Origin of the sequence: Flavobacterium soyae (genome assembly GCF_045348165.1) — a bacterium.
Taxonomy (GTDB): Bacteria; Bacteroidota; Bacteroidia; order Flavobacteriales; family Flavobacteriaceae; genus Flavobacterium; species Flavobacterium soyae.
In genome coordinates, this window is sequence record NZ_CP150845.1 from 244,416 (window position 1) to 256,705 (window position 12,290).

Consider the following 12,290-nt stretch of genomic DNA (forward strand, 5'->3'; position numbering starts at 1 on the left):
AATTTAATTAATTAAAGTTAAAAATTAATTCCATCGATTATTGTTAAACTGATTTTTTTTCCAGTACAACATCATTAAAAAACCAGCAACTGCACCGCCAATATGTGCAAAATGTGCAATTCCTGTTCCGCCGCTTCCAAATAATGAACTTCCTTTAAATCCTAAAAACAAATCGATTGCCAAAATTCCAGGAACGAAATACTTTGCTTTGATTGGAACCGGAATAAATAACAAAGCAAGCTGCGCATTAGGAAACATAAAAGCAAACGCAGTCAATAAACCATAAATTGCTCCGGAAGCACCTAACACAGGGGACTGTACAATTCCGGCTGCCTGTCCTAAAACATTAAATTGTTCTTGAGTACATTGTGCGTTTTTTAGAATAGCTGCAACCTCACCTTGTATAATTTCGCCAGATTCATATCTTGTATTCAAAATCAAATGAAGGTCAGCTTTAGATAAATTTAAATCTGACACAGAATTTAAAAGAGATTGTAATTGCAGATAATTCACTCCTGTATGAAGTAATGCTGCTCCAAGTCCGCAGGAAATGTAAAAAAACAAGAATTTTTTTCCTCCCCAAAAATGCTCTAGCGCAGAACCAAAACTATATAATGCAAACATATTAAATAAAATATGGGCAAAGTTTGGCAATGGTGCATGCATAAACATGTGGGTAATAACCTGCCAAATCCTAAAATTATCGCTTTCCGGATAATACATTGAAAAATATTCATAAGAAACCGGCACCAGCTGAGCACCAATAAAAAATATAATATTAATAATTAGCAGTTGTTTAACTACTGGAGTCATATTCATCATAAGGCAAACTTTTTATCTATATCTTCAACACGCATAGTGATGAAGGTAGGTTTTTGAAAAGGTGAAATATTAGGATCTTTACAAGCAAACAAACCGTTTACTAAATCATCTTGTTCTTTTTCGGTTAAATAAGATCCTGTTTTAACCGCTAAACTTTTTGCCATCGATTTAGCAATGGTATCATTTTGACTGTAACTGCTTGCCGGAATTCCGTCCTGCAAATCGCTTAGTAATTGTTCAATTACAATAGAAACTTCACTTTCGGTAATGTTTACCGGAATTCCCGAAATTACAATATGATCTGTTTTGACTTCTTCAAAAATAAATCCGGTTGTTTCTAATGAAGGTTTTAATTCTTCGATTAATTTCATTTCTGCAGAAGAATAAAATAAATCTAAAGGAAAAAGCAATTTCTGACTTGAAGCTTGGTTCACAGTCATATTCAACAAAAATTGTTCGTATAAAATACGTTGATGCGCACGCTGCTGATCAACGATTATCATTCCTGATTTTATTGGCGAAACAATATATTTTTTATGAATTTGATACGTTTTCTGAGCTGCCTGTTCAACTTCATCATCATTAAATAAAGATGATGTTACTTCTTCATTTTCGAATGTAAATGGTGAACTTTCGATACTTTCAGCATTTTCTGTATCTAAACCAACATACAAACTTTCCCAGCTTACTGTTGGCTCTACTCTTTTTGAATAGCCTGAATAAGACGAAGATGAATTTGAAGAGGAAGAAGATCCTGAACTATAACCAGAACTTGATCCTGAACCCGCTTTTGTGTAATGTTGATTGGTTTTATCATCTGTAAAAGGATTAAAAGTTCCATCAACCTGAATTGTTGGCACTTCTGCTTCTACATCTTTATAATGATAAGGTGTATCTAAATTTGAATCTCTGTCAAAATCTAAAACCGGAGCCACATTAAACTGCCCTAAACTATGTTTGATCGAAGCTCTTAAAATAGCATATAAGGCTTGTTCATCATCAAACTTAATTTCGGTTTTTGTGGGATGAATATTGATATCGATTGTATTGGGCGGCACTTGCAGATATAAGAAATAACTTGGCTGAGAACCATCTTTCAAAAGTCCGTCATAAGCTGCCATAACTGCATGATGCAGATAACCGCTTTTTATGAAACGATCGTTTACAAAAAAGAATTGTTCTCCCCTATTTTTCTTGGCAAATTCTGGTTTACAGACAAATCCCTGAACATTTATAATTTCTGTATCTTCATTTACTGGAACTAATTTTTCATTGGTTTTACCTGACATAATCCCAACAATACGCTGACGATATCCTGCTGCGGGAAGATTATACAATTCGCTTCCGTTATGATAAAAACTAAAATGAATATTTGGATGCGCTAACGCCACGCGTTGAAATTCATCCATTACATGGCGAAATTCAACTGTATCTGATTTTAAGAAATTACGACGCGCCGGAATATTAAAAAACAAATTCTTAACGGCAAATGATGTTCCTTTTGGTAAAACAGCCACTTCCTGCGAAACAAATTTACTCCCTTCAATAACAATATGTGTTCCTAGTTCATCCTGTTCTTGTTTAGTTTTCATCTCCATGTGTGCGATTGCCGCAATAGAAGCCAATGCTTCGCCGCGAAAACCTTTTGTAGCAAGAGAAAACAAATCTTCGGCCTGGCGAATTTTTGATGTAGCGTGACGTTCAAAACACAAACGTGCATCTGTAACGGTCATTCCCACGCCATTATCAATAACCTGAACCAATGATTTACCGGCGTCTTTTATAATCAATTTAATATCAGTTGCCTTTGCATCAACAGCATTTTCTAACAGCTCTTTTACAACTGAGGCGGGTCTTTGAACCACTTCTCCAGCAGCAATTTGGTTAGCAACGTGATCAGGAAGTAATTGAATAATACTCGACATTGAAAATTTTAGATTGTAGATTAACGATTTAAGATTTTTGATTTAAATCTAAACCAAGCTGCACAAATTTAGTGAATTTATACTGGCTTTTTGAATATGTGAAATCATAAAAAAAACAAAAAACCTATACTATTATGACACAGTATAGGTTTTAATATTTTAAAACAAATGTGTTTTTATTCGTTCTCTATTTTTCTTGGAGAATCTTCTATCTGAAGTGCACCAGAAGTCAATAAAGGCTGATTAAAAGGATGCGAGATAGAGGCCTGCTGACGAATGTATGCCATTTTTATGGCAGCAATTGCGGCTTCAGTCCCTTTGTTTCCGTGAGCACCGCCGCTTCTGTCAATTGACTGCTGCATATTATTATCTGTTAAAACACAAAAAATAACCGGAATATCTGTTTGAACATTCAAATCTTTAATTCCCTGCGTTACACCTTCACAAACAAAATCAAAATGCTTGGTTTCTCCTTGAATTACACATCCAATTACGATTACTGCATCAACGTTTTGTGTTTGAAGCATTTTTTTTGCACCATAGATAAGCTCAAAACTCCCTGGTACATTCCAGCGAATAATTTGCTGCGCGGGAACATCACAATCAATTAGTGCGTCAAAAGCGCCATTGTAAAGTCCTTCTGTTATAACATCGTTCCACTCAGAAACAACAATCCCAAATCGAAAGTCTTTCGCATTTGGGATTGTGTTTTTATCATATTCTGATAAATTTTTATTTTCAGTAGCCATCTTTAATATTTAAGATTTTAGAATTTTGATTTCAGATTGTAAAAATACAAATCTAAAATCTAAAATCTTAACTCTACAATAATATTATTGCGCTAATCCAATCAAGGCATCAACAGCACCAGCTTCTGGAGCTGCATCGAAGTTATCTTTAATATCGTTTAGATATTTTAAAGCATCTTCTTTTTGACCTAAAGCAATTGCTGTTTTAGCAGCTTTTAACAAGAAACGAGGTGTTGTAAAATCGTTTTTGTTAGCCTCGGCAGCTTTTACATAATAGTTTAAAGCTTCTTTTTGATTGTTTTTTTGAGAGTAAGCATCTCCAATTGCTCCTTTAGCCAGAGCGCTTAAGATTAAATCATCTGATTTAAATTCTCCTAAATACTTAATAGCATCATCAAATTTACCTGTATTTAAATATGCCATACCAGCATAGTAATTTGCTAAATTTCCAGCGTCAGTCCCAGAATATTCGTCAGCGATTTTTACAAATCCAAATTTACCTTCAGACCCGTTTAATGCTAATTTATATAATGAATCACTTGCAACACCATCAACAGCTTTTTGAAAGTTCTGTTGTGCAACAAACATTTCGTTTGCAGCTTCGTCTTGTTTAGGATTTTCAATAAATTTTTGGTAAGCCAAATAACCAATAGTAGCAACTGCAATACCAGCAACTAAACCAATAATGATTTTTTGATTTTTAGCAACCCAATCCTCAGTTCTTGAAGCAGTTTCATCTAATTTAGAAAAAACACCAGCTGTTGTACTGTCTTTTTCGTCAATAATTACCTGTTGTTCTTCATTTACTTCTTTAACTTCCTTTTCTTTTGGTGCTTTATATCCTCTTTTATTGTAAGTAGCCATTTAAAATTAATTTAGTGAACGGCAAAAATAAAATTTTTCTTGAAACTGAGGCAAAAAAAATCAATTTTATCACTATTTTAAAACAAATATTTTTAATAATCCTAACTCCTTTCGCATCAGCACCAAAATAAATCAACTTGAAACGCGCCAAAAGTCCTTTATATCGATAATTTTCGATAATTTGCACCCTCAAATTTTTGATGTTTCAAATAACATTTTTCTGAGCTAAAGCTTGGTTTTAGCCACAGATTTCACAGATTTTCACAGATTAAAGAGTCTCTGTAAAAAAATCTTTTTAATCATTTTAATCTGTGGCAGAAGAAAAAAGGCAGCAAATTAATAGAAAACATCAAATTTTATCTTTTTAGAAGTCTCTTAAAAATGCATTTAAACAAAATTTCTTTATTCAATTATAAAAATTTCGCTGAAGCCAGTTTTGATTTCGACATCAAGATCAATTGTTTTGTTGGAAAAAATGGAATTGGAAAAACCAATGTACTGGATGCCATTTATCATCTGGCTTACGGAAAAAGTTATTTTAATCCGCTGGCGGTTCAAAACATCAAACATGGAGAAGAGTTTTTTGTCATTGATGCCGAATTAGAAAAAAACGACAGAACGGAACAAATTGTCTGCAGTTTAAAAAAAGGCCAAAAGAAGATTTTAAAAAGAAACGGAAAGGCTTATGATAAATTTTCAGATCATATTGGTTTTATTCCGCTCGTAATTATTTCTCCTGCTGACCGTGATTTAATTGTTGAAGGAAGTGAAACACGCCGTAAGTTTATGGACAGTGTTATTTCGCAGTTAGATTCGACTTATCTGCATCAGCTTATTCAATATCAAAAAGTAATTGTACAGCGAAATGCACTTTTAAAATATTTTGCGCTCAATCATACTTTTGATAATGATACCTTATCTATATATAATGAGCAGTTAAATGAATACGGAAAATCGATTTTTGAAAAGAGAAAAGATTTCCTGGAACAATTTATACCTATATTTAATGTACATCATCAAGCAATAACCGGTTCTGAAGAAACAGTTCAGTTAGTTTATGAAAGTCATTTGTTCGAAAAAGATTTATTGACACTTTTGCAAGAAACCATCAATAAAGATCGCGCACTGCATTATACAAGTTCCGGAATTCATAAAGATGATTTATCTTTTGAAATTGATTCGCATCCTATAAAAAAATTCGGATCGCAGGGACAGCAAAAATCTTTTTTGATTGCATTAAAACTGGCTCAGTTTGAGTTTTTAAAAAAACAAAGCGGTGTAAAACCTATTTTATTATTTGATGATATTTTTGATAAGCTGGACGAAACCCGTGTTGCCAAAATTGTCGAAATGGTAAACAGTGAAACTTTTGGACAGCTTTTTATTTCAGATACACACCCGGAACGAACTGAAGCAATTGTAAAATCTACGCATCAAACCTATAAGATATTTAATTTATAAAGTTTTTTTTGCCACTAATTACACGAATTTTCACGAATTAAAACTTTGTCAAAGTTGTGCGATAAGCAATTAAAAAATTAGTGTAAATTCGTGTAATTAGTGGCGAACTTAAAACAACTGCAATAAAAACACATAATATGCTTACGAAAGAATCATTACAGTTTTTAGACGATTTAAAAAAGAACAACAATAGAGACTGGTTTCAGGACAATAAAAAGCGTTATGAAATCTTCAAAAAAGATTATCATCAATTAGTGAGTGATTTTCTGGATGTAATGAAACCTCTTGATCCTTCGCTGGAATTATTGGAAGTTAAAAACTGTACTTTTAGAATTAACCGAGACATTCGTTTTTCTAAAGACAAATCTCCTTATAAAGCACATTTAGGTATCTGGCTTTCATCTGGCGCAAAAGGCTTAAACCGTTCCGGATATTATGTTCACATTGAAAAAGGAGCTAGTTTTATAGCAGGTGGATTTTATTCACCTGAAGCAGAAGATTTAAAAAAAGTCCGCAAGGAAATTGCTTTTTTCCATGATGATTTGGAAGCAATTGTAGCCGATAAAAACTTTAAGAAAGAATTTGGAAGTTTAGATGTTGATGAAAATAATTCGCTTAAAAATCCGCCGAGAGGTTATGAAAAAGATCATCCGGCTATTGAATTTTTAAAGTTGAAAAGTTTTACAGCGTCTCAAAAATATGATATTTCTGAAGTGACTCAAAAAGATTTCGTTTCAAAAATGAGTAAAAAACTGATTGCTTTAAAACCTTTAAACGAATTCATAAATCGTGCTTTAGACACTGATGAATCTTAATTTTATCTGCCACAGATTTCACAGATTAAAATGATTTTTTTTTCGCCACGACCTGAGCGATAGCGAACAGGCGAAGCAATTACACAAATTAGCGCGAATTAATGAATTTGACAAAATTTTTTAAACTTTGTCAAAATTAAACCAATCACAATTAAAAATTTGTGGAAATTTGTGCAATTCGTGACAACTTTACTATAAATCCTTTTAATCTGTGAAATCTGCGGCAAAAAAACTCATTTTAATGAAAAGAAAAATACTTTTTCTTGGTGAATCATACCGTGCCGATGCTATAACCTGGATGAAAGGCTTGAAAGAATTTGGCGATTTTGAAATAATTACCTGGGAACTTCAATCTCCGAGTAATTCTAAACTCAACCGATTCAAACGCATTTTAGAATATTTCTTCGCTCCTGTTTCTATTCGAAAAATAATCAGAAATGAAAAACCCGATATGGTTATTGCTGAAAGAACTACAAGTTATGGATTTCTTGCTGCTTTATCAGGTTCAAAAACTATAGCAATAGCACAGCAAGGCCGAACTGATTTATGGCCGGAAAATTCTGTTTTATATCCATTTAAGAAATTCATTCAGAAATATGCTTTCAAAAAAGCGCACTTAATTCATGCCTGGGGGCCAGTTATGACGATTTCCATGAAAGCCATTGGCGTTGACATGAACAAAGTTTTGGTTCTTCCCAAAGGGATTGATTTATCGCTTTTTACACCTTCAGCAAACCATTCAAATAAAATTGAAGCGATTGTTACGAGATCGCTGCAACCGGAATATCGACATGATTCTATTTTAAAAGCATTTGGTATTTTACATCAAAAGGGAATTGATTTCTCGCTGACTATTGTTGGCGATGGAACAAGGCTGCAATTTTTAAAAGATTTAGCTAAAGAACTGCAAATCGAAAACAAAATAATTTTTACAGGAAGAATCCCAAATACAGAACTGCCAAAATTATTACAGCAATCGAATATTTATATCAGCATGCCAATTACCGAAGGTGTTTCGGCATCATTATTTGAGGCTATGGCCTGCAATTGTTATCCTGTAGTTTCAGATATTCCGGGAAATCAAAGCTGGATTACGCATCGTGAAAACGGACAATTAATTGAAATTGATAATATTGAAATGCTTGCCGATGAATTAATTTGGTCTTTTGAAAATCCTGAATCCCGAAATGAGGCAATTATTCGAAATAGAAAATTTGTAGAGGAAAATGCTAATTATAATATTAATATGAAGGTTATTGCGGATAAATATCATGAACTTTTAGATTCCCGAAAAGCAATTTAACCGCAAAGAACACAAAGTTTTACGCAAAGTTCGCTAAGGTTTATGCCCTTAGCGTAAAACTTTGTGTTCTTTGCGGTTAGAAAAAAATTATAATCCTTACTTTTGACCTCAGATTAAAAAGCCTTTTACACATGCATATCCAATCCAATTTTTCTTTAAAAAACTATAATACTTTCGGCATAGAAGCCAAAGCTAAAAAATTTACTGCAGTACACTCTGTTGAAGAACTGAAAACTATTTTAGAAAAAAACAAAAACGAGAAAAAATTTATTCTTGGCGGCGGGAGCAATATGCTTTTAACAAAAGATATTGACGCATTGGTTATTCATATCGATTTAAAAGGCAAAAAGATTATTAAAGAAGACAATGATTTTGTCTGGGTTGAAAGTCAGGCTGGCGAAGTATGGCATGATTTTGTGCTTTGGACAATCGACAACAATTTTGGCGGATTAGAAAATATGTCTCTAATTCCGGGAAATGTCGGTACAACTCCTGTTCAAAATATTGGTGCTTATGGAACTGAAATTAAAGATACTTTTGTTTCCTGCGAAGCGATGAACATTGAAACTCAGGAAATAAAAACTTTTACCAACACCGAATGTAATTTTGGTTACCGCGAAAGCATTTTTAAACACGAAGTAAAAGATCAATTTATTATTACTTCGGTAATTTATAAATTGACAAAACGCAATCATAAAATCAATACATCTTACGGAGATATTTTGGCTGAATTGGCTAAGAATAATGTCTCTGAACCTACTTTAAAAGATGTAAGCAACGCTGTAATTGCTATCAGGCAAAGCAAATTACCTGATCCTAAAGAATTAGGAAACAGTGGCAGTTTCTTTAAAAACCCCATTTTATTGAAATCTGATTTCGAAAAAATCCATCAAAAATTTCCTGAAATGAAGTTTTATGAAGTTTCTCCAACCGAAGTAAAAGTACCTGCAGGATGGCTTATTGAACAGGCAGGCTTTAAAGGAAAACGCTTTGGTGATGCCGGAGTTCATAAAAATCAGGCTTTGGTTTTAGTAAATTACGGAAACGCAACCGGCCGGGAAATTTTAGACGTTTCAAAACAGGTGCAGCAAACAGTTTTTGAAATCTTCGGCATTCAAATTGAAGCCGAAGTAAATGTGATTTAAAAAAAACTCATACTTTACAAGCTTACCAACCAAACCTTAATGAAAGAATTAAATATCAAAGTTATTTTACTCCAAATATTCGGAATGATTTTCCTTATAAATGGTATTCTGCAGCTTAGATTTTATACAGTATCTGAAAAAATCATCTGGGCAGAAACACATTCTCAATATCAGCACTCACAATACTGGAATAAATTATTACCCGCAGATGAAGGTGTTTTTAACTTTTGGCCAAGTGTATATGTCTGGATATTTTTAGGTTCATTGATTGGAATTGCTATACTTTCTTTTGTAAACTGGAAGAGTAAACTTTCATCACTCAATTCAATTATAGTTGCAATTGTATTATACATTCTGTTGAGAGTTAAGTTTTTCAGAAAAGAAATAGTATCACAATTATTTCGTCCCGTTAGAACCTTATTTTCTGATGATTTTGGAACACAATGTTTAATCGAAGGAATAATTTTTACTTTTATCGGTGTTACTATTTTATACCTAAGCGTAATTCAAATTTATTTGAACTCAAAAAAATTGAGCTGAAATTTAAACTGATGATTAAAAAATCTTCCTTATAAATTAACAACATCAAAAACCGAAAAAGTTATAGAAAGTACCTTTGAATTATCAACAAATCTTTATCTTCGTTTTGAAAAATTCAAGAATTCATATTGATGCTGAAGTGAACGCAGTAACAAAAAAATCTTGAAAGCAAATTCAGAAAATGTACACACCAGAATTATATAAAGATGAAGATCCGGAATCAATCAGAACTTTTTTAAAAGAGAATAGTTTTGGAATCCTGATCAATCAGACTAACGGAAAATTATGTGCAACGCATATTCCGATAGAATTAGAAATTAACGCTGATGGAAAAGAAATCCTTCAAGGGCATATTTCTAAACTGAATCCACAAGCTGAAGGTTTTGCAGAAAACGACCAGGTTTTAGCCATTTTTACAGGTCCGCATAGCTATATTTCATCCTCTTGGTACGATCATGAAAATGTTCCAACATGGAATTATATAGCTGTACATGTTTACGGAAGAATCAAAATTGTAGATTACACCACAACTGTAGAGCAGCTCAAAAAGCTTGTTGACAAATACGAAGCAAACTCTGAAAACCCAGTTCGCGTTGAAAATTTATCTGCCAAAACCATGCGCGAAGCCAGAGGAATTTTTGGTTTTGAAATAGAAATTAATGAAATTCAGGCCACTAAAAAATTGTCTCAAAACCGCGACGACCACAATTATAAAAACATAATTTCGGAGCTGGAAAAAACAGAAAACCCTCAGTCTATTGCTATTGCAAAAGAAATGTCAAAATGCCGAAAGTAAATTAGGATTAAACATTGAAAATTAGGAATTCATAACTACCTTTGTTCTCGCAAAATTTGGAACATTAACAGACATTAAGACCATATGCTTATAATTTTACTTTACTTTTTTATTGCTATTGTTTTTATTCAACTTTTCTATTATTTAGGGATTTTTGGAAAATTTGCTTTTGGTAAACCTCAAGATGTTAAACCAAAAAATGTTCCGGTTTCTGTTATTGTCTGTGCAAAAAATGAAGAAGAAAACGTAAAGAAATTTATTCCGTTATTAGCAGAACAAAATTATCCTGATTTTGAAATTGTTTTAATTGACGATGCATCGAGTGATGAAACCCTTGAAGTATTTGAAGAATTTGAGCAAAAATATCAGAACATCCGCTTGGTTAAAGTTGAAAACAACGAAGCTTTTTGGGGAAATAAAAAATACGCTTTAACCTTAGGAATTAAAGCTGCAAAAAAAGAATACTTATTATTTACAGATGCAGATTGTTATCCTACTTCGAAAGAATGGATTACTACAATGGCTTCGCAATTTACCACAGAAAAAACTATAGTTTTAGGTTATGGTGGCTATGAAAAAATAGAAAATTCTTTATTAAACAAAATTATTCGTTTTGAAACTGTTTTAACTGCTGTTCAGTATTTTTCCTGGGCAAAAGCAGGACTTCCGTATATGGGTGTTGGGAGAAATTTAGCTTATAAAAAAGACGAATTTTTCAATGTAAATGGTTTTATTGATCATATCCAGGTACGTTCCGGCGACGATGATTTATTTATCAATCAGGCTGCAAACAAATCGAATACTACAATATCATATACACCGGAAAGCTTTACTTATTCAAACCCAAAAGAATCTTATAAAGACTGGTTTACACAAAAACGAAGACACGTTTCTACGGCTGAACATTATAAATTTTTTGATAAATTTCAATTAGGACTTTTCTTTGTTTCACAATTATTTTTCTTTTTATTAGTTATAATCCTGCTGGCTTTTCAGTTTCAGTGGATTGCTGTTGCAGCAATTTTAGCAACACGTTATACTGTAGTTTGGACAGTAATTGGCTTTTCTGCAGGAAAACTCAAAGAAAATGATATTAAAATTTGGTTTCCTGTATTAGAAATTGTGCTTATTATAACGCAAATTAATATCTTTATAACTAATATTTTTTCAAAACCTGTATATTGGAAATAAATTCTAAAATAGAAAAAGCAAAAAAAGGTGACCAGGTCGCCTTTACTTTTTTATTAGATTATTTCTGGAATGAAGTTTATGGTTTTATGCTTAAACGCACAGAAAATGAAACTACGGCAGAAGATATCACCATTGAAACTTTCTCAAAAGCATTCGATAAAATAGGTTCTTATAACCCCGAATTTCAGTTTAACACTTGGTTAATTGCAATTGCAAAAAATGTTTATATTGATTTATTACGTAAAAAGAAAACCAATCTTTTTATAGAAATCACTGATACTGAAGATCAACAGGCATATAATATTGCCGACACTACTCCATCTGCAGAAGATGCATTAATTAAAGAGCAGAACCTCTCCCGTTTGCTTTTATGCATCAAAGAATTAAAACCCCATTATCAGGAAGTGATTCATCTTCGTTATTTTCAGGAAATGTCCTATCAGGAAATTGCCGACAAAATTAATGAGCCTCTAAGCAGCGTAAAAGTAAAATTACTTCGTGCTAAAAAATTACTGGCAGAAATCATCGAGCGTAATAGATAATTTATTATCTTTAGAAAAAGAATAAAATATAATCATATTTTTTCTTAAAAAAATAATTTATTCACACACTAAAACAACAACTTCTGCGTTGTTTGCTAAAACCCAATTCCATATCGCGTATGATTTAAAGTTACTTA

12 protein-coding genes are annotated in these 12,290 nt (G+C 32.5%); 8 read left to right on the forward strand and 4 right to left on the reverse strand.

All coding sequences use genetic code 11. The annotated features are described in order from the left end of the window. Positions 1-24: 24 nt before the first annotated feature. From AABD74_RS01120 to AABD74_RS01135, 4 genes are all read right to left on the reverse strand, one after another. On the reverse strand, positions 25-822 hold the full coding sequence (locus AABD74_RS01120; RefSeq protein WP_406844442.1) for a rhomboid family intramembrane serine protease: 798 nt from the start codon (positions 820-822) through the stop codon (positions 25-27). After that, positions 819-2,747 carry a DNA mismatch repair endonuclease MutL gene (gene mutL, locus AABD74_RS01125; RefSeq protein WP_406844443.1) on the reverse strand — a complete coding sequence of 643 codons (1,929 nt, stop codon included), beginning with the start codon at positions 2,745-2,747 and terminating at the stop codon, positions 819-821. Before mutL ends, AABD74_RS01120 begins: the two co-directional genes overlap by 4 nt. Before the next feature lie 176 nt (positions 2,748-2,923). Then, complete coding sequence (gene ribH, locus AABD74_RS01130; RefSeq protein WP_232680924.1) at positions 2,924-3,496, reverse strand: 6,7-dimethyl-8-ribityllumazine synthase; 573 nt, start codon at positions 3,494-3,496, stop codon at positions 2,924-2,926. A gap of 84 nt (positions 3,497-3,580) precedes the next feature. Further along, the gene (locus AABD74_RS01135; protein WP_232680923.1) at positions 3,581-4,360 is read right to left on the reverse strand and encodes a hypothetical protein; all 780 of its coding nucleotides are present in this window, start codon (positions 4,358-4,360) and stop codon (positions 3,581-3,583) included. A 381-nt stretch (positions 4,361-4,741) separates the two neighbouring features. On the opposite strand from AABD74_RS01135, the gene recF reads away from it, so the two are divergent. From recF to AABD74_RS01175, 8 genes are all read left to right on the forward strand, one after another. Further along, on the forward strand, positions 4,742-5,821 hold the full coding sequence (recF, locus tag AABD74_RS01140; RefSeq protein ID WP_406844444.1) for a DNA replication/repair protein RecF: 1,080 nt from the start codon (positions 4,742-4,744) through the stop codon (positions 5,819-5,821). 137 nt (positions 5,822-5,958) lie between these two features. Next, on the forward strand, positions 5,959-6,636 hold the full coding sequence (locus tag AABD74_RS01145; protein WP_406844445.1) for a DUF2461 domain-containing protein: 678 nt from the start codon (positions 5,959-5,961) through the stop codon (positions 6,634-6,636). A gap of 241 nt (positions 6,637-6,877) precedes the next feature. After that, positions 6,878-7,939, forward strand: a complete 1,062-nt coding sequence (locus AABD74_RS01150) for a glycosyltransferase (RefSeq protein WP_406844446.1) — start codon at positions 6,878-6,880, stop codon at positions 7,937-7,939. A gap of 131 nt (positions 7,940-8,070) precedes the next feature. After that, a complete protein-coding gene (gene murB, locus AABD74_RS01155) occupies positions 8,071-9,084 on the forward strand; it encodes a UDP-N-acetylmuramate dehydrogenase (RefSeq protein WP_232680916.1) in 1,014 nt (337 codons plus the stop codon). Positions 9,085-9,123: 39 nt separating this feature from the next. Beyond that, the gene (locus AABD74_RS01160; protein ID WP_232680914.1) at positions 9,124-9,624 is read left to right on the forward strand and encodes a hypothetical protein; all 501 of its coding nucleotides are present in this window, start codon (positions 9,124-9,126) and stop codon (positions 9,622-9,624) included. A 181-nt stretch (positions 9,625-9,805) separates the two neighbouring features. Further along, positions 9,806-10,420, forward strand: a complete 615-nt coding sequence (locus AABD74_RS01165; protein WP_406844447.1) for an FMN-binding negative transcriptional regulator — start codon at positions 9,806-9,808, stop codon at positions 10,418-10,420. Positions 10,421-10,504: 84 nt separating this feature from the next. Continuing rightward, positions 10,505-11,611, forward strand: a complete 1,107-nt coding sequence (locus AABD74_RS01170) for a glycosyltransferase (protein WP_406844448.1) — start codon at positions 10,505-10,507, stop codon at positions 11,609-11,611. Then, positions 11,602-12,153 carry an RNA polymerase sigma factor gene (locus AABD74_RS01175; protein WP_232680909.1) on the forward strand — a complete coding sequence of 184 codons (552 nt, stop codon included), beginning with the start codon at positions 11,602-11,604 and terminating at the stop codon, positions 12,151-12,153. Before AABD74_RS01170 ends, AABD74_RS01175 begins: the two co-directional genes overlap by 10 nt. The last annotated feature ends 137 nt before the right edge of the window (positions 12,154-12,290 follow it).